The organism is Sphingomonas rhamnosi (genome assembly GCF_036663615.1).
In the GTDB taxonomy this organism is placed as follows: Bacteria; Pseudomonadota; Alphaproteobacteria; order Sphingomonadales; family Sphingomonadaceae; genus Sphingomonas.
On record NZ_JAXOJJ010000003.1, the window covers coordinates 405745 to 423724 of the forward strand.

At 65.1% G+C, this 17980-nt stretch carries 17 protein-coding genes; 8 read left to right on the forward strand and 9 right to left on the reverse strand.

All coding sequences use genetic code 11. The features are described 5' to 3' along the window. Positions 1 to 143 precede the first annotated feature (143 nt). A complete protein-coding gene (locus tag U1701_RS09305) occupies positions 144 to 2387 on the forward strand; it encodes a CheR family methyltransferase (RefSeq protein WP_332782275.1) in 2244 nt (747 codons plus the stop codon). Here the strand turns inward: U1701_RS09305 and U1701_RS09310 are convergent. Next, positions 2384 to 3391: a chemotaxis protein CheB gene (locus tag U1701_RS09310; RefSeq protein ID WP_332782276.1), complete on the reverse strand. Its 1008-nt coding sequence runs from the start codon at positions 3389 to 3391 to the stop codon at positions 2384 to 2386. The two genes, U1701_RS09305 and U1701_RS09310, sit on opposite strands and share 4 nt — an antisense overlap. 124 nt (positions 3392 to 3515) lie before the next feature. On the opposite strand from U1701_RS09310, the gene U1701_RS09315 reads away from it, so the two are divergent. Together U1701_RS09315 and U1701_RS09320 are read left to right on the forward strand one after the other, a co-directional pair. After that, the gene (locus U1701_RS09315; RefSeq protein ID WP_332782277.1) at positions 3516 to 4922 is read left to right on the forward strand and encodes a sensor histidine kinase; all 1407 of its coding nucleotides are present in this window, start codon (positions 3516 to 3518) and stop codon (positions 4920 to 4922) included. Then, complete coding sequence (locus U1701_RS09320) at positions 4919 to 5320, forward strand: response regulator (protein WP_332782278.1); 402 nt, start codon at positions 4919 to 4921, stop codon at positions 5318 to 5320. The genes U1701_RS09315 and U1701_RS09320 overlap by 4 nt, the downstream gene beginning before the upstream one ends. 13 nt (positions 5321 to 5333) lie before the next feature. Here U1701_RS09320 and U1701_RS09325 read toward each other — a convergent pair whose 3' ends face one another. After that, the gene (locus tag U1701_RS09325; RefSeq protein ID WP_332782279.1) at positions 5334 to 6281 is read right to left on the reverse strand and encodes a glycoside hydrolase family 43 protein; all 948 of its coding nucleotides are present in this window, start codon (positions 6279 to 6281) and stop codon (positions 5334 to 5336) included. A gap of 366 nt (positions 6282 to 6647) precedes the next feature. Between U1701_RS09325 and U1701_RS09330 the strand changes: the two genes are divergently transcribed. Then, a complete protein-coding gene (locus U1701_RS09330) occupies positions 6648 to 8036 on the forward strand; it encodes an RNB domain-containing ribonuclease (protein ID WP_332782280.1) in 1389 nt (462 codons plus the stop codon). A 7-nt stretch (positions 8037 to 8043) separates the two neighbouring features. Here U1701_RS09330 and U1701_RS09335 read toward each other — a convergent pair whose 3' ends face one another. Next, positions 8044 to 8937, reverse strand: coding sequence for a Brp/Blh family beta-carotene 15,15'-dioxygenase (locus U1701_RS09335; protein ID WP_332782281.1), 894 nt, complete (start codon positions 8935 to 8937; stop codon positions 8044 to 8046). 70 nt (positions 8938 to 9007) lie between these two features. After that, positions 9008 to 9775 (reverse strand): bacteriorhodopsin-like, encoded by a 768-nt coding sequence (locus U1701_RS09340; RefSeq protein WP_332782282.1) that lies wholly within the window; start codon positions 9773 to 9775, stop codon positions 9008 to 9010. Here U1701_RS09340 and U1701_RS09345 point away from each other — a divergent pair. Beyond that, positions 9762 to 10031, forward strand: a complete 270-nt coding sequence (locus tag U1701_RS09345) for a hypothetical protein (RefSeq protein WP_332782283.1) — start codon at positions 9762 to 9764, stop codon at positions 10029 to 10031. The genes U1701_RS09340 and U1701_RS09345 overlap by 14 nt on opposite strands. Here U1701_RS09345 and U1701_RS09350 read toward each other — a convergent pair. The 3 genes from U1701_RS09350 to U1701_RS09360 all read right to left on the reverse strand — a co-directional run bounded on the left by U1701_RS09350 (position 10028) and on the right by U1701_RS09360 (position 13937). After that, positions 10028 to 10651 carry a LuxR C-terminal-related transcriptional regulator gene (locus tag U1701_RS09350; protein WP_332782284.1) on the reverse strand — a complete coding sequence of 208 codons (624 nt, stop codon included), beginning with the start codon at positions 10649 to 10651 and terminating at the stop codon, positions 10028 to 10030. The genes U1701_RS09345 and U1701_RS09350 overlap by 4 nt on opposite strands. Before the next feature lie 131 nt (positions 10652 to 10782). Continuing rightward, complete coding sequence (locus U1701_RS09355) at positions 10783 to 11151, reverse strand: response regulator (RefSeq protein ID WP_332782285.1); 369 nt, start codon at positions 11149 to 11151, stop codon at positions 10783 to 10785. Next, positions 11148 to 13937: a PAS domain-containing protein gene (locus tag U1701_RS09360; RefSeq protein WP_332782286.1), complete on the reverse strand. Its 2790-nt coding sequence runs from the start codon at positions 13935 to 13937 to the stop codon at positions 11148 to 11150. Before U1701_RS09360 ends, U1701_RS09355 begins: the two co-directional genes overlap by 4 nt. A 154-nt stretch (positions 13938 to 14091) precedes the next feature. On the opposite strand from U1701_RS09360, the gene U1701_RS09365 reads away from it, so the two are divergent. Beyond that, positions 14092 to 14481 carry a response regulator gene (locus U1701_RS09365; protein ID WP_332782287.1) on the forward strand — a complete coding sequence of 130 codons (390 nt, stop codon included), beginning with the start codon at positions 14092 to 14094 and terminating at the stop codon, positions 14479 to 14481. Here the strand turns inward: U1701_RS09365 and U1701_RS09370 are convergent, their stop codons facing one another. Beyond that, positions 14482 to 14868 carry a response regulator gene (locus U1701_RS09370; RefSeq protein ID WP_332782288.1) on the reverse strand — a complete coding sequence of 129 codons (387 nt, stop codon included), beginning with the start codon at positions 14866 to 14868 and terminating at the stop codon, positions 14482 to 14484. Positions 14869 to 15043: 175 nt separating this feature from the next. On the opposite strand from U1701_RS09370, the gene U1701_RS09375 reads away from it, so the two are divergent. Together U1701_RS09375 and U1701_RS09380 are read left to right on the forward strand one after the other, a co-directional pair. Continuing rightward, positions 15044 to 15850 carry an HWE histidine kinase domain-containing protein gene (locus U1701_RS09375; RefSeq protein ID WP_332782289.1) on the forward strand — a complete coding sequence of 269 codons (807 nt, stop codon included), beginning with the start codon at positions 15044 to 15046 and terminating at the stop codon, positions 15848 to 15850. After that, complete coding sequence (locus U1701_RS09380; RefSeq protein ID WP_332782290.1) at positions 15834 to 16550, forward strand: Crp/Fnr family transcriptional regulator; 717 nt, start codon at positions 15834 to 15836, stop codon at positions 16548 to 16550. Before U1701_RS09375 ends, U1701_RS09380 begins: the two co-directional genes overlap by 17 nt. Positions 16551 to 16569: 19 nt before the next feature. Here U1701_RS09380 and U1701_RS09385 read toward each other — a convergent pair whose 3' ends face one another. Then, on the reverse strand, positions 16570 to 17871 hold the full coding sequence (locus U1701_RS09385; RefSeq protein ID WP_332782291.1) for a UDP-glucose dehydrogenase family protein: 1302 nt from the start codon (positions 17869 to 17871) through the stop codon (positions 16570 to 16572). Positions 17872 to 17980: the final 109 nt, after the last annotated feature.

The window sequence follows — 17980 nt, forward strand, 5'->3', positions numbered from 1 at the left end:
CGGCACATTCACCTAGGCTAACCGCCGGGCTAGCGCCGACGTTTCCGGACCGTCGCAATTGTGACCTGCTTGGGTAGACGCACCGTGCCCCGGGCGAGTACCTCTTGAACGTCCGACCAAATGGTCGGCGGATCCGAGGACCAATGACCGAGAATACGACGCCCGACCCGGCATTTGAGGCGCTGCTAAGCCATATCCAGCAAAGCCGTGGCCTCGATTTCCGCGGCTACAAGCGTACCAGCCTGCGTCGTCGCATCACGCTGCGGATGGAGGCGGTCGGCGCCGACACGTTCGCGACCTATCAGTCGCTGCTCGAGGCCGATCCGGGCGAGTTCGAGAGCCTGCTCAACACCGTGCTCATCAACGTCACCTCGTTCTTCCGCGATCCCGACGCGTGGGAGGTGCTCAAGACCCAGGTCATCCCGGCGCTGATCGCGCGAACCGAGCCGGACCAGCCGATCCGCGTGTGGAGCGTCGGCTGCGCGTCGGGTGAGGAGCCGTTCTCGATCGCGATGCTCTTCGCCGAGCAGCTGGGGATGGCCGATTTCTGCGCGCGCGTGAAGATCTACGCAACCGATCTCGATGAGGAGGCCCTCAAGGCGGCACGGGTTGCGACCTATACGCCGCGCGAAGTCGAATGCCTGCCCAGCGACTATCTCGAACGGTTTTTCGAGCGCACCAACAACCATTACGTGTTCGATCGCGCGCTGCGCAAATGCGTGATCTTCGGGCGGCACAATGTCGTGCACGATGCGCCGATCTCGCGGATCGGCCTGCTGGTCTGCCGGAATCTGCTGATCTATCTCGAAGCTGAAACGCAGGCGATCGTGCTGCCGCGCCTGCATTATGCCCTCGATCCCGAAGGTGTGCTGTTTCTGGGCAAGGCTGAAACGCAGCTGGCCAGATCGCCATTGTTCCGCGCCGTCGAGATGAAGCACCGCATCTTCAGCAAGGTCCCCCAGGAGTGGCGGCGGCCGATCCCGGCGGCCTTTGGCGGGCGCATGCCGCGCTCCGACGCCGGCTTGCCGAGCAGCATGCTGCTGGAAGCGGTCATCAACGAAACGGGCACGGCGTTGCTGGTCGTCGACGACGGCGGCGCGATGATCCTTGCCAACACGCAGGCGCGGCAATTGCTGGGAATCGGGGAAGGGGACATCGGTCGCCCGTTCCAGGACCTGCCGATATCCTATCGGCCGATGGAACTGCGCGGGCCGATCGAGGAGGTATTCCGCCAGCGGCGAAGCCTGAAGCTCGAGGATCAGGAATACCGGCTGACTCAGGACGAAGTCCTGCGACTGACCATCGACATCAGGCCGTTGATGCGCACGAGCGGCAATCCCTATGCCGTGCTCCTGTCGTTCGTCGACGCCTCGCGCATGCACGCACTCGAAATGGAACTCGAGACCGCGCAGGAAAATCTGGAGAACTCGATAGAGGAACTCCAGTCCGCCAACGAGGAACTGGAGACGACCAACGAGGAAATGCAGTCGACCAACGAAGAACTCGAAACGACAAACGAGGAACTTCAATCCACCAACGAAGAGCTCGAGACGCTGAACGAGGAAGCGCGGTCGAGCAACGAAGAGATGGAATCGGTCAACGAAGAGCTGCGTATCCAGGCGGAGCAGTCGACCGGCTTCCGCTTGCACCTGGAGGCGGTGCTGCGCAGCATGAACGGCGGCATCATCGTGGTCGACCGAAAGCGCAAGATCCGCGACTGGAACCGGTGGAGCGAAAGGACCTGGGGGCTGCGCGCCGAGGAAGTGATCGACACCAATTTCGACGCGCTCGACATCGGGATACCGGTGCAGCGTCTGCGCGATCATATCGTCGGGGTGCAGGCAGGGCGCGAAGAGCAGGTCGAAGAGGTGCTGGAGGGGCTCGATCGTCGTGGCCGGCGGATCCTGTGCCGTATCCGCATCGCGCCGTTGCTCGACGACGACGAAGAGAATCACGGTACCGTGTTGATCTTCCAGGACCTGACCGAAGAACGCCGCCGCGAGGAATATGGCCGCTATCTCGGACGCATCATGGGCCGCGCGCTGAACGAAATCTATTTCCTCGATCCGACCAGCTTGAAGTTCGTGCTCGCCAACGACGGCGCCCGGCAGGCGCTGGGCTATGGCGAGCAGGCCCTGATGCAGATGACGTTTGCGGACGTGCTGGCTGGCGACGCTGCCGCCGAGCTACGGTCGATGCTGGCGCCCGTGATGGACGGCAGCAAGTCCGACATCGTGTTCGAGGCGACCATCAAGGCGGCGGATCGTCACTATCCAGCGGAAATCTGCATGCAGTATTTCGGGGACGAACACCCGCCGATCCTGGTTGCGATCGTTCACGACACCAGCGAGCGTCAGCAGTTGGAGGCGGCTGGAGTCGCTAGTTAGGCTTCACCGTCACCGGGCGGCTTGCGTAAAGCGTGCATCGCCTTCTCAAGGATCTCCATGAGGTGCGAGGATTCCTCGGCCGCTGCCTTCCAACGGCTTTCGGCATGCGGAAGCCCGCGGGCGTGCGCGTTATCGCCCATCTGTTCGAACAGACGGATGCGGTCACGGTGCGTGCGTGCAGCGACCGATATCGCGCGCTCGAGTTCCTGGCTTTGGGCGTCGGCAAGGCCAAGGGGCGTGAAGGCGTGGCCCACTTGGCACCGGAACCGCAGTTCGTCCTGCGCTTCGATCTTGTTGAGCACGCCGCCGCAATCGGGGCAGGCCACGTGGCTCGGATCGCCGGGCGTGATGATTTCAGGTTCCATGACGGAAAACTCCATTGCGGCCATACGATCCTCGACCCTGTATTCGTCGGGTAGGAGCATGCTGGGCGCTGCTTCCTCGGTGACCAGACGGATCAGCAAAGCGGCAAGCCCGGCCAGCGGCACGACATGCGAGGCGTGATCGCGCTTCAGCGCGTTGCGGGGCATCGACGGCCATTGGGCATCGTCGGGGTCCTGCACGACTGACATGCCGCCGCCCGCGGTGATCGCTATCAGGCCCTCGGTCCCGTCGTCCAGCATACCGGTCAGCACGACGCCGATGACGCGTCCGCCATAGGCGAGCGCGGCCGACCGGAACAGCGCGTTGACCGCGGGGCGGGTGCGATTCTCGTTCGGGCCGCGGCGCATCAGGATCTGGCCCTGGCGCAGCAGCATGTGGTGGTCCGGCGCGCCGACATAGATCACGCCGCGTTCGATCCGCTCGCCATCGTCCGGCGCGCGCGCGGGCATCGCGCCCGCCCGGCTGAGCAACAGGGGTAACATGCTGCGCGCGGAGGCTGACAGGTGCTGGACCACGAACACCGATGCGGGGAAGTCGGCAGGCAGCGCCGCGCACAGGCGCTGCAGTGCTTCGACTCCCCCGGCGGAAGCACCGATCACGACGATATCTCTGGTCTGCATATTGGGTCCTTACTCCCCTCCAACGATGCCGTCGCGTGCTAGGTCCAGTAAGCTGTGCTATTTCTCAGGCGCATGACGGGCCCGTCCGCGGCCGTCTATCGTTAGTATCTGACGAGATTGGATAATGGATTGGCTGGCACCGATGGATACCGCCGACGACTATGCAAGGTTGCGCGACGAGAATGAGCAGCTGCGTACCGCGCTCGAATCCTCGCTCGACGAAAACGCGTCGATTTCGGAAGACCGCGATCGCCTGCTCAAACGCGTGACCACGCTGGCGCGCGAGCTGCAGTCGGCAAACCGTACATGCGATCCAAGTCCCACGCCAAATAGCCTTGGCGACGAAGACATTCGAAAGAGCGAGACCGAGGAGGAATTGCGGGTTGCGTTCGAAGAACTGCAGGTTCTGACGGAAGAGCTGGAAGTCGCCAACACGAGCCTGGAGGAAACCAACGCGCAGCTCGAGCAGCGCGTCGATGAGCGCACGCGCGCGCTGGCGCAGGCAAACGCGTCGCTTCGCCAGAGCGAATCGGCCTTTCGCGTGCTGATCGAGGGTATTCCGCAGTTGGCGTGGCGGTCGCGTAACGAAGGGCGATGGACGTGGTCGAGCCCGCAATGGCAGAGCTATACCGGACAGACTTATGACGAGAGCCTGGCCGATGGTTGGCTCGACGCGATCCACCCAGACGATCGCGCCGGCGTGGCTGAGGCCTGGATGGCGGCGGAGGCGAAGCGTGCGCTGGAGTTCGAAGCGCGGATCTACCATGCGCGCGAAGATCGCTACCGTCATTTCCATACGCGTGCGGTCGTTGTGCTGACGGACGAAGGCGTGGTCGCCGAATGGCTGGGCACCTCGACCGACATCGATGACCTGATCCAGCTCCAGCACCGGCAGGGTATTCTGATCGACGAGCTTCAGCATCGGACACGCAATCTGATGGCCGTCGTCCAAGCGGTGACGCTCAGGACGATCAAGGGCAGCAAGACGCTCGAGGAGTTCCGCCAGTGTATCGACGACCGGATGCAGGCGCTCGCGCGCGTGCAGGGACTGCTGTCGCGTCGGGGGCTCGGCAAGGTATCGTTCGAGGAATTGCTCTATGCCGAGTTGTCGTCGCAGATGAAACTCGACGATGACGGCAATGCGGCGCAAGTGTCGACCGTTGGCCCGCGCGGTGTGCCCCTGCGCTCCTCGATCGTCCAGACGCTGGCATTGGCTATTCACGAATTGCTGACCAACGCCGTCAAATATGGCGCCTTGGCGATCCCGACGGCGCATCTGGATGTATCCTGGGAGCTCTTGGCCAAGGACGAAGCCGAAAGGCGCCTTCTGATAACGTGGAAGGAAAGCGGCGTCCCCATGGCCGAAGCCGGTTCGGAGCCGCCGCGCGGAGGGTACGGCCGCGAGCTCATCGAGCGCGCTCTGCCATATCAGCTGGGCGCCAAGACCGGGTATCGTTTTGCAGAAGACGGCGTTCATTGCACCATCGAGATGATGGTGCCGAGCGCCGTCAATACAGGGGCAAATTCATGACCGATGTCACATTGACCGGGCGCCAGATATTGGTGGTCGAGGACGACTATTTGATCGCCGATGACCTGTGCGAGGCTTTGGCCGACGCAGGGGCCGGGATCGTGGGGCCATGTCCGACGATTGCCAAAGCGGTGGCGTGTCTAGACTCGGCAGCCGTTATCGACGCGGCCGTGTTGGACGTGAATTTGTGTGGGGAGATGGTCTTTCCGTTCGCGGACGCCCTGACCCTGCGCGGCATCCCCTTCATCTTCGCCACCGGATATGACGAAGGGGCGCTTCCTGACCGCTATTCCGACGTGGGCAGGCTGGAAAAGCCGGTGCGCGCAAGCACGGTTGCCGCTCAGCTGGACACGTGCTTGCGAGTCATGGCCGGCAACGGAGAGCGGCCGCAGCGGTAATCGTCGGTCGAACTTACGGCGCCGAAACGCCTGCGTCGGTCTGCACCACCGGCCGCATCGTCCCGTCCGCGTTGTAATGAAGCCGTTCCACCGTGACCGCCCGCCGCCCGATCGCGCCGTTCATGTCGCCAATCGCCAGCGTCGCATTGTGCAGGAATAGGTAGGACTTGCCCTTGAAGTCGGCGATGCCCGGATGGATCGTGAAACTATATTTCCCCGATCCGGTCAGTTCGCCGCGATAGTGCCAGGGCCCGCGCGGATCGCTTGCGGTGGCATAGGATACGCGCTCGTCACGGTGAACCGACCGGTCGAGCGAGGCATAGGTCAGATACCAAAGCTTGCCCCGCTTGTGCAGCCAGGGCCCCTCCTCGAAATGCGGCGGGGTGATCTCGGTGATCGGACCGTCGATCTCGATCATGTTGGGCTTCAGTTTGGCGATATAGGCCTGCCGGTTCCCCCACGCGATCCAGGTCGTGCCCGCGTCGTCGGTGAAAACGGTCGGGTCGATGTCCTCCCAGCTGTGCGTGCCCTTCGGCGTCATCTGGTTGGTAATCAGCGCGGATCCCTTGGCATCGACGAACGGCCCGGTCGGCGTGTCCGCCACCGCCACCGCGATCGCCTTGCCCGGATGCGTCGCATCATGCTCCACCGCGGCATAGAACCAGTATTTGCCGTTCTTCGCGATGGCCTGCGATGCCCAGGCATCGGCCTTGGCCCAGCGGAAATCGGTCACCTTCATGATCGGCCCATGATCCTGCCAGTGCGTCATATCCGTGGTCGAATAGACCAGCCACTCGCGCATGTTGAACATCTCGTCGCGCTGCGCCTGATCATGTCCGACATACAGATAGAGACGATCGCCGACGACCAGCGGCGCGGGATCGGCGGTGAACTTGTCGCGGATGATCGGATTCGATCCCGCGGCGGGCGCCAACGCCGCCGGTGCCGACATCGCCGTCATGCAAAGCGCGACGGACAACCCCAATTGAGCGTAACCCACGCAACCTCCCTGCTCGCTTCTGCGGGGAGTAAAGCACGGCTCTCACCGGCCGTCACCTGACCTGGCAGGATCGACCCAAATCGTGCTTTGCGGGAAGCGCTGGCAGAAAATCTTGAAAAGAAGGATGCTGAACGCGCCTGTAAATGACGAAGCCGCTATAACCGTATGGCATCTGAGCGGCTAACGAGCGAGCCAGCGGGTTGCGTCGCGCGCTCGCCATGAGGGCATACGGAAAAACTCTTTCACTTCTTGGAGATTGTTCTGCAGGGGTGGGCGTATGACGCTTCCCTTCGATCCGAATGCCCTCCCGCGTGTAGGCGTGTCGCCATGAAAGCCCTTGTCGATCCCGATCACGCGCTGGCCGCCGGACTGGCCGCGATCCGCAGCGAATTCCAGGTGGTGGCCGCGTTCCCGCCGGAGGTGCTGGCCGCCGCGGAACTGGCAGCGAAGCGCGCGCCGACCGCGCATGTCGACCGGCTCGATCTTCCCTTCGTCACGCTGGACCCGGCGACATCGACCGATCTCGATCAGGCGTTCTGCATCGAGACGAGCGGGAACGATCTTCTGCTGCGCTACGCGATCGCCGATGTCGGCTGGTTCGTCGAGCCTGGCGACGTGATCGATGCCGAAGCGTGGCGCCGTGGCGAAACGCTGTACCTGCCCGATGGGAAGGCGGGCCTGTACCCGCCGATTCTGGGCGAACACGCCGCGAGCCTGTTGCCGGACGGTCCGCGGCCGGCGGTCGTGTTCGCTGTTCGCGTCGCGCCCGATGGCGAGGTCAGGCTCGACGGCGCGGAACGCGCGATCATCCGCAGCCGCGCCAAGCTGTCGTACGACGGGGTCCGCGCCGCGGACCTGCCGCCGCAGATGGAGGACCTCGCGCACCGCATCGCCGACGCGGAGCGCCACCGTGGTGCCGCGCGCGTCGACCCGCCGGAGCAGCAGGTCGATGCGGTTCCGGGCGGCGGATTTGCGCTGTCGTTCCGGCCGAGACTTGTCTCCGAGGACCGCAACGCCGCGCTGTCGCTGGCCACCAACCTTGCCGTTGCGGATGCGCTGCTCGCACATCACACCGGCTTGTTCAGGGTCATGCCAGAACCCGATATGGCGACGGTGGCGCGTCTGCGCGTGACGGCTGCGGCGATCGGAATCGTTTGGCCGGCGGAGATGCCGCTGCAAACCCTCGAGCAGGCGCTGGATGCCACCAGGCCGAACGACGCGGCGATGATGCTGGCGATCCGGCGTGCCGGCGCCGGGGCGAGCTACCAGCCCTATCGCTCCGGCACGACGCCCTGGCACGCGGCGATGGGCGCAACCTATGCGCACGCCACGGCGCCGTTGCGGCGGCTCGCCGACCGTTACGTCGTCATGGCCGCGCTCGCGATCGCAAATGGTCGCGCTGTGCCAGATCCGATCGCCGCGGCGTTCGAGACGTTGCCGCCGGTGATGGCACGGGCCGGTGCGCGGCAGGGCCAGGTCGATCGCGCGACACTCGACCTGGCCGAGGCCGTGATGCTCGGCGGCGATGTGGGCAAGACGTTTCCCGCAGTGGTGGTAGAGGCCGACGCGCGCCATGCCCGCATCCAGCTGTGCAAGCTCCCGGTACTCGCCCGCATCGCCGCGGAGAGCCTGAAGCCCGGAGACCGTATCGACGCACGGCTTATCGGCGTGGATGTGGCGAAGCGCAGGATCGACTTCGAGGTCGCGTCCGCCTGACCCGTGTCTAGGCGAGCGCCGCCGTGTCTTCGGGGAGGCGGCGCGCGCTTCGCTCGGCCCGATCGAGCCGCCGCTCGAGCTGGCGCGATAGCAGCAGGTGCGGCACCGCCACCGACGCCAGCATCTGAAAGGCTTGGGCGACGACCGGCAGGTCCAGATCTTGCGGCGCAACGCGACGCAGCGCGAGCCAGCCGACAACGGTCAGCAGCGAAAGGAAAGCGCCGGTTGCGAACCACCGCGTCAAGGGCATGTCGCTCAGCGCCATGCGCGTGTCGGCCAGGTGACGCGGCGAATGCAGGAACACGAAGAACAGCGCGAAACCCCAGGCCGGGGGCAGCAGCATGAGGAGCGCGAGGCACGATGTCATCGCGCCGGCCCAGCGGCCGCTACCGCCCTGCCAGGCGACGACGACGCCGATGGTGGTCACCAGCAACGCAACCGGCGCGGCCGCGGTGATGATCTGCGCGATGATCGCGGCGCGCGGGTCGCTCATCGTCACGAAAAGAGCCGCGACGTCTGCCGGGTGCCCGATCGTCGCCGCGGCGATCACCGCCGCACCGGCGGCACAGCGCAGCAGCGGCTCGTCGAGCATCGGCCAGTCCCCGCCGAAATGCACCGCGGCAACCGTGAGGAACAGCATGAGCGCGACCAGCGGCACCGTCATCCAGAGCACCACCATCAGCAGGGCGACGCCCGCATAGCCCATAACGGCCAGGATCAGCGCGGTACGGTCGAGCGCCACGGCGCGGCGCAGCAGCGCGATGTCATAGGCGCCGTGCGGGAGCCCGCCGCCGATGAACACCATGCTGGCCAGCGTGGTCCCCTGCGGCGTGTCGAGCGGGACGCCGAGCGCCATCGCCAGACCGAGCGCGGCCGCGGCGAACCAATAGATCGGAAACACGGCATCGCCGCGCCCCTGAGGGACGCGGCGATGCGACGACGGGGGCGGGGACGCGGTATCCGCCATCGGATCAGGCGGCGTAGACCCTGCCGTCCACGCCCTCGGCCTGCGACTTCCGGACCGCGATCAGGAAGATAAGGATGCCGAGCCCGGCCTTGGCGACGATGTCGGCGATCGTGTAGCCGATCTGGATCGTCGTGGTGACGGTGCCACCGGTCAGCCCGGCATAGGGCGCCATATAGACGATCGGGTAGAAGCCCCACGAGGCGAAGGTCAGCAGGCGGGCCTTGCGGACAAGGTTCTGCGCGCCTGCGGGTTGCTGCTGGATCGATGCGCCGAGCCCGCTGAACAGTTCCCAGACGATGTAGAGGAACGGGATCGCCGACAGCGTACCCCAGATCGCGCGCGTCGGGATGTCGCTGGCGATCTCGCCCGGATAGCCCAGCACGATCATCAGCGCCGCCGCAGACCCGAGCCGGATCGACTTGGACGACGTCTCCTCGGGCGACAGACGCATCACGAGAACGAGTTCGATCAATAGCAGCGGAACGGTCAGCAGCCAGTCGACATAGCGATAGGCGTCGTTGAAGCCGAAGCCGGTGGCGGCGACGACGCCTTCCCGGAACGTGTAGGCCGCGTTCCAGCTCTCGAAGATGCGGAGATAGTGATAGGCGGCGATCGCCGTGACCAGCCCCGAGATGGTCAGCGCGGTGCGGTATGCCGGCGCGACTTGCGATCGGCTGAGCCATAGAAATGCCGTCGCTGCGGCCATCGCCGCGAACGTGAACGAAAACGCGTTGTAGACCAGCGAGAACTGAAAGGGCGTGACGATATCCATCGATGTCTCCGTCGCAATGACCCGCGGCACGGTTGCGCCGGGGAATATGCGGGAGATCACGCAACCGTCGGGAAACGATCCTGGGGCTCCCGCGATGTCGTCACAACGACACCGGAAGGGTCTGGGACGGGACCAGTCGAACACCGAATGGCTATTGATGTTCGGCTATGCCGCTGTGACGACGCTATGGAAATACGGCGTGGGCGACGCTCAGGCGATACGGACCTTGTGCCGTATCGGTCCGGACCGGCGCTAAAGCCCGGCCTCCACCGCCAGACGGATCAGGTCTGCCGTGGTATGCAGCCCGAGGCGGTTCATCAGGATCGCACGGTGCATCTTGACCGTCTTTTCGGCCAGGTTGAGCTCGGCCGCGATCTGCTTGTTGAGCAGGCCGTTCGCGACCAGTTTGAGCACCTGCCCTTGGCGCGGCGACAGTGCCTTCACCATTTCGGCGGCCCGAATCCGGCGCATGCTCGACGGTGCCGCCGCATCGGCGTCGATTTCAAGCTGCGACCCCAGGAAATAGAGCAGCGCGTCGTCCTCGTCATAGATCGGGGCGACCAGGACCGCGTTGCGAAACGGCTGGCCGTTGCGCTTGTAGTTGAGGATTTCCACCAGCACCGGGCGATGGTCGCGAACCCCGCGGCGGATCTCCTCGGTCAGCCAGGGCTCGGTCGCCGGGCCCGACAGAAACCGACAGTTGCGCCCCACAACCTCTTCGGCCGGATAGCCGGTCAACGCACAAAACGCCGCATTGCATGCCACGATCGGATTGTCGGGCAGTCGCGGATCGCTGATCACCGACGGGATCGGACTGTCGACGACGAGGCGGACGTGCCGATTCACGGATGGATCGAATTCTAGCGTATGGTCCATAGCAGACATGCACCCGTTTCGGTGTGGTCCTCCTAAGGCCACCGCATCGCGATGACACGCAATTTATAACAGTGCGGTCATCTCGGGCGGATCATCGAGGCCAGGTACACGATGGCGAACACCGGGCGGTGTCAGCGTTCGGTGCGGCCGATGGCACGCGCGATGGACGTCAAGACGACCGGCTTCTCGCACAGCACGATATGCTCGAAGCGCGGTGGGATCCGCGATGCGTCGTACCCGGTCGCGAACACGAACGGGATGCCGCGGTGTGCGAGCAGGTCGGCGGCCGAATAGGACATCTCGCCGTCCAGATTGACGTCGAGCACCGCGCCGTCGATGTCGTGTTCCTCGGCGATGATCCCGAGCGCGGCATCGAGCGTGCCGACCGGTCCGAGGACGACTGCGTTCATGGCGTCAAGTTCGGACGAGAGTTCGTCGGCGAGCATATATTCGTCTTCGACGACCAGAATCCGGCAGTCCTTCAAAGTGCGGTCAGTCATGGCAAGCCTTCCGTCGTTGTGCGGGATACCGGAATCGAAATCGTGCACCGCACGCCCTCAGCCCCGAGCGTGTAGGACGTCTTGGCGCCGAGCTGGTACGGCAGCGCGCGTTCGATCAGCTCGCGGCCCTGGCCCGTGCCGCGTGAGGTCGTGCTGGCGGCATGCATCGCAACGCCGCTCTCGCGCCATTCCACATGCAACCAGGGCCGCCCGTCGGCGCCGGTCGGCTCGAGCGACCAGGTGACCGTTAGATGCGCGTCGGGCTGGCCGAGTGCGCCATATTTGACCGCATTGGTCGCCAGTTCGTGCAGCGCCATCGCCAGCGTCTGCACGGTCGACGAGCGCAGCCGGATATCCGCCGGCCCCGTCAGCGTCACCCGGTCGAGCGTGTCGGTCATCGCCGACAGTTCGGTCCGGATCAGGTCGTCGAAGGTGACGCGGTCGACGTCGTTCAGCCGCGACAGCAGCCCCTGGACACGCGCCAGCGCCTCGAGCCGGTCGCGGAAGCGCACGCGGAAGTCGCCGAGGTCCGCGCTGCCGCGCGCGGTCTTTTCCGCGGTCGAGCGGACCAGCGCGATCAGGTTGCGCGTCCGGTGCTGCAGTTCGGCGACGAGCACGTTCTGCCGTTCGGACCATTCGCGGCGTTCGGTGGTCTCGATCATCGCGCCGACCATCCGCTGCGGCTGGCCGTGGTCGTCGTAGAAGAAGCGTCCACGCCCATCGAGCCAATGCACCGATCCATCGGGATGGACCACGCGGAATTCGTGGATGAAGTCGGTATGCTGATCCATTGCCCGGTGCAGGACGGCTTCGGCGTCGGCGCGGTCGTCGGGGTGGACACCCGCCAGCCACAGATCATAGCTCGGGACGACCGCGCCGACGGCATACCCCTCCAGACGGTAATGTTCATCGGACCAATGGACATGGCCGGTCGCGACGTTCCAGTCCCACAATCCCTGGCGTCCGACCTCGAGCGCGTGGCGTAGCCGTTCCTCGCTTTCCTCGAGGAGATGCTGCGCCTGTTTGACCTCGGTCACGTCCTGGCCGATGCCGCCGAAGCGCACGATCCGCCCGTCGGGGCCGTAGATCGGGAAGTCGGTGTCGCGCAGCCAGCGGATGCCACCATCGGGGCGCTGGATGCGAAATTCGAAGGTGGTCTGTTCGCCCGCGCGCACGCGTTCGAGGCTCGCGAGCGCGTGCGCGCGATCGTCCTCGACGATCAGGTCGGTCCAGTTCTTGAGATTGTCGCCGGCCAGCGCCTGGTCGACCGGCATGCCATAGACGGTCTCGAACGCCGGGCTCAGATAGTCCCATTGCAGCGTTTCGGCGTCGCGGCTCCACAGGACGTCGGACGACGCTTCGCCGAACTGGCGCAGGCGGGCCTCGCTGTGGCGCAGCGCGGTTTCGGCGCGGGCGCGATCTATCGCGGTTTTGAGGCGCTCGCCGACTTCGCGGATCAGCGTTTTCTCGCTCGCAGTCCAGACCCGCGGTGTCGCACTCTGTACGCCCAGGATCGTGATGAGGTCGCTTTCATCGAACAGCACGTGATCGGCGAAGGCGACGACGTCGCGACCGCGGAGCGCGGCGCGCCCGGCTTCGTCGAGCCTGGAATCGGTTTCGATCTCGTCGACCGCGACCAGTGCGCCGGACCGATACACCGCCAGGAAATCGCGCTCGAACGGCGCGATCGTGTGGTCGCCGACGATCGAGGGGACGTCGCGCGCATAATCATGTTCCACGGTGAACACGCCGTTTGCGATCGTGCCGTACACGACGCGGTTCGCGTCGAGCTGTTTGCCGAGACCCGTGGCCGCCAGCGCGGTCACCGCCGCCACCGTCGTCAGCGGGCGCAGCGCATCGGACAGCCCGATCAGGAACCCCTGCCGGTCCTCGGCCTGCTTGCGGTCGGTGAAGTCCTGCGCGATCTTCAGATAGCCGCGCAGCTTGCCGCCCTGTTCGCGCAGCGCGATCGTCTGCCCGTCGAGGAACACCTGCGATCCGTCCTTGCGCCGGTGGCAGCGTATATTCGCGGCGGCGCCGTTTTCGCGGGCGTTGCAAAGTTCGCGCTCGGGGACGCCGGCTGCGCGGTCCTCGTGGGTGAAGAACATCTCGCTGCGCTGGCCGATCGCCTCGGCCGGCGACCAGCCGAGAATGGCTTCCGATCCGCCCAGCCAGTCGGTGATGCGGTCATCGGCGTCGCTGACGACCATCACATAGGCGCGGGCGTTGTCGACGATCAGCCGCAACCGTTCGTCGGTGGCCTTGAGCGCCGCGGCGGTCTTCAACCGGTCGATCACCGGGCCCAGCACCATCGCATAGGTCTTGAGGAACTGGACGTCATCCTTGTCGAATTCGCGCCGGGCACAATGGTCGACCTGCAGGATACCGTACGGCACGCGGCCGGGCAGCAGGATCGGGACGTTGACGATCGCGACGACGCCATGGTCGCGAAGGAACGCGGGAAACACGAACCGCTCTTCTTGCGCGATGTCGTTGGTGATGACGGGTTCGGTCATTTCGATCGCGAACGCTTCGGACGATCGTTCGCCAAGGCTGACGCGTTCGTGACCGACGATCCCCGGGCGCCAGCCGACGCCCGCGCGGACGAGCCCCGTGCCGTTTCCGGGCTCGATCTCGATGACCTTGGCGAAATCGGTGTCGAGCGCCTGTGCGATCAGGCGGCAGGCTTCGTTGAGGATCTCGTCGAGATCGTCATGATCCAGGACAAAATCGCCGAAGTTTGCAAGAATTCGCTGTCGTTCGGAGAATTTGTTCGGATCGATCATGAATTTCCAACGCTTCAGCGCGAGTTCTGGCGCACGATCGGCAATATTAACCGGGCGAAGCTGCGCATGTCCTGCGAACAACCTACGTTATGGCGAACCAGCAAGCGGGGTGCTCAAGGAAGATTCGTATCCCGGGGACGACAAAGGGCTGGCAATGACCGATCTGGCACGTTGCCGAATCCTACTCGTCGAAGACGAATATATGCTGGCGCTGGACCTGCAGACACAGCTCGAGGATGTCGGCGCGGTGGTGCTCGGACCCGAGCCGTCGGTGGCGGCGGCGTTGCGGCGCGTCGCCGACGAGCCGCGGATCGATGCCGCGGTTCTCGACGTCAATCTGGGCGGCGAATTCGTGTTTCCGGTCGCCGAGGCGCTGACCGCGCGACGCGTGCCGTTCGTGTTTTCCAGCGGCTATCACGATTCGGTGACCCGCGATCGCTACCCCGAGGTCATGAACTGCACGAAGCCGATCGACATGCGCAGCCTGCTGAAGACCCTCGGCACGCTGATCGACGGGGCAATTGCATCAACCGACACACCCTGATCATTCGCGGGCGCGCGCTTCCGTGATCAGGCGTTCGAATGCGTCGATCAGATGTTCGGGCCGGACCGGCTTGTTGAGCACCGGCCGTTCGGCGAACCGGTCGGGGAGCACGTTGCCGTCGTAACCGGTCGCGAACGCGAACGGAATTGCGCGCGCTTGCAAGGCATCGGCGAGATCGAACACCAGCTCGCCGCGCAGATTCACGTCGAGCAGCGCGCCGTCGATCCTGGTGTTGGCGTCCATCACCGCTCTGGCCTGGGCGACGGTCGGTACCGGACCGATGATATCCGCGCCGACATGCGACAAAATCTGCCGGGCTTCGTCGGCGAGATAATATTCGTCCTCGACCACCAAAATTCGGGCACCCGCGAGCGTCTGGTCAATCATGGCATTCTCCGCCCTGGGGGATTCGATTTTGGATTATGGCACTGCACAGCTGTTCATATCGAGACGGCGCAGGGACACACGTCGTGGATTTGCCGGTAACGGACCGGAAAAGAACCTTTCCATCCACGGCGGCGTTGTGTCGGATAGACCTGACCATTAAGCGATAGGCAGTTGGTTGACGAGTATCAAAGCTGTGCCAGAACGAACGACTCCGTCCAGCGATCCCGAACAACCGCTGTCGGCGGACGCGCAGCTGACCGCGCTCATGCACGAGGTCCAGTCGCTGCACCGCGCGCTGGCGGCGGCGGAAGTTCGTGAACGCGCGTTGACATATGAGCTCCAGCACCGTGTGCGTAACATGCTCGCGGTGATCCGGACGATCTATCGGCGCATGCTTGCCAGCAAAACCGCGCAGGACCAGTTCGCGTTCCATTTCGAGGATCGGCTCGATGCGATTGGCCGGTACCAGACGGATATCGCCGGCGTATCGGCAGGGGGTATCGAGCTGGAGGACATGGTCCGCGACGAGTTGCTGACCGTCCACTGCACCGACGGCCCGGACTGCACGATCACCGGTCCGTCGGTCCGGTTGTCGGCGAAGTGGGTCGAACTGATGGGGCTGGCGCTGCACGAGCTGGCGATCAACGCGGTCAAGTTCGGCGCGCTGTGCCACGGCGGCGCGTTGCGCATCGAATGGTGGCTGACCGAAGAGGCGGGGCAGTCGATGTTGCACTTCCATTGGAAGGAAACGGGCGTCGCCCTGCTGACGACCGCGCCGCGCCCGCGTGGGTTCGGGCAGGATCTGATCGAGGAAGCGCTGCCGTATCAATTCGGCGCCACGACCTCGTTCGAATTCAAACCCGGCGGGCTGGAATGTTCGATCGTCTTGCCGTTGCCCACGCAGGTCGAGCCGATGGCGTTTCTGCCGATCGAACGGTCCAGCCTGCTCAATGGCGGCGGTCTCAATGCCGATCTCGACTGACCCGCGGCCGAAGGTTTCGCCGCTTCGCGCGCGACTGTGCCGGCTTGCCAGGCTCGATGCGGCCACGCTGACCGCGCTGGCGACGGCGGAGCGCGATCAGCGTCGCTGGCCTGCGCGGCGCGAGATGGTGGGGGAAGGGGACCTCATCAAGCCTCGCGCGATCGTCAGCGGGTGGGCGTTCCAGCAGCGGATTCTCGGCGACGGGCGCCGGCAGATCATCAATTTCCTGATTCCCGGCGACCTGATCGGCGTTTGCGCGCATCGGCAGCCGGTCGAATCCGCGTCGATCGTCGCGGTGACCGAAGTCGTCACCTGCGCGTTGCCCATCGCCCAGGCGGGGACGGAGCTGGCCGAAGCCTATGCACTCAGCGCGGCGCTGGAGATGCATTATCTGGTCCAGCATAGCATCCGGCTCGGGCGGTTGACCGCGCAGGAGCGGTTGATCGACTGGTTCCTCGAAATCCAGGGTCGCCTGAAGCTCGCAGGGATCGTCGCCAGCGACCAGTTCACCGTCCCGCTGACGCAGGAGCTGCTCGCCGATACGCTCGGCCTGACCAACGTGCATGTGAACCGGACGCTGCAGGTGTTGCGGCGCGAGGGATTGCTGGGGGCGCAGGGGGGCACGATCACGCTGACCGATCGTGCGCATCTGCAGTCGCTGGTCGATCACCGGCCGCCGCGGTTCGTCCCCAAGGACTGATGCAACACCAGCCGCGCTGTCAGCGACCGACCGCGATATAGCCGAACCCCGCCTGTTCGACGACGTCGCGGCGATAGACGTTGCGCAGGTCGACCATCACCGGCTGTGCCACCACGCGCTTCAATCGGCCGAGATCGAGCGCGCGGAACGCGTCCCATTCGGTCACGATCACCACCGCGTCCGCCCCCGTCGCGGCATCGTACGCATCGTCGCAATAGGTCAGGTCGGGCATGATCGCGCGTGCGGCCGCGACACCTTCGGGGTCGCACGCGCGGACGCGGACGCCCGCATCGAGCAGCGCCGTCGCGATCGCGATGCTGGGTGCGTCGCGCATGTCGTCGGTGTTGGGCTTGAACGTCAGCCCCAGCAGCGCGACCGTCTTGCCGCGGGGTTCGTCGCCCAGCGCCGCCAGCACCTTGCGGCCCATCGCGCGTTTGCGGTTGTCGTTCACCTGGACGACCGCTTCGACGATGCGGATCGGCGAGCGGTAATCCTCCGCGGTCTTGAGCAGCGCGAGCGTGTCCTTGGGGAAGCACGATCCGCCATAGCCGGGGCCGGCGTGGAGGAATTTCTTGCCGATACGGTTGTCGAGCCCGATCCCGCGGCTGACGTCCTGCACGTCCGCACCGACCGCCTCGCACAGGTCGGCGATCTCGTTGATGAAGGTGATCTTGGTCGCCAGGAACGCGTTGGCGGCGTATTTGGTCAATTCGGATGTGCGCCGGTCGGTGAACAGGATCGGCGATTCGTTGATGAACAACGGGCGATACACCGCACGCATCACTTCTCGGGCGCGCGCGTCGCTGGTGCCGACGACGATCCGGTCGGGCCGCTTGAAGTCGTCGATCGCGGCGCCTTCGCGCAGGAATTCGGGGTTCGAGACGACGGCCACGTCGATCTCGGGGCGCATCTCGCGCAGGATCGCCTCGACGCGGTCGCCGGTGCCGACCGGGACGGTCGACTTGGTCACGACGATGGTCGGACCGGTGATCGTCGCGGCGATCTCCTCGGTCGCGGCCATCACATAGCGCAGATCGGCATGACCGTCGCCGCGCCGCGCCGGCGTACCGACGGCGATGAAGATCGCATCGGCGCCCGCGACCGCGGCGGCGAGCTCGGTGGTGAAGGTCAGCCGGCCCGCGGCGACGTTCTGCGCGACGAGATGCGCCAGGCCGGGTTCGTAGATCGGCATCCGCCCGGCTTCGAGTGCCGCGATCTTGCCCGCATCCTTGTCGACGCAGACGACGTCGTGGCCGAAATCGGCGAAGCACGCCCCCGAGACGAGGCCGACATAGCCCGAGCCGATCATCGTAATTCGCATAAATATCCACCGGTTCGTAATCGAAGGCCGCGCTTGGCAGGTCGGGTCGGTCGCGAAGCCATCCTTTGATGGGCGGCGGATCGGTGAGGTCGGTATCAGGAGCCATGCA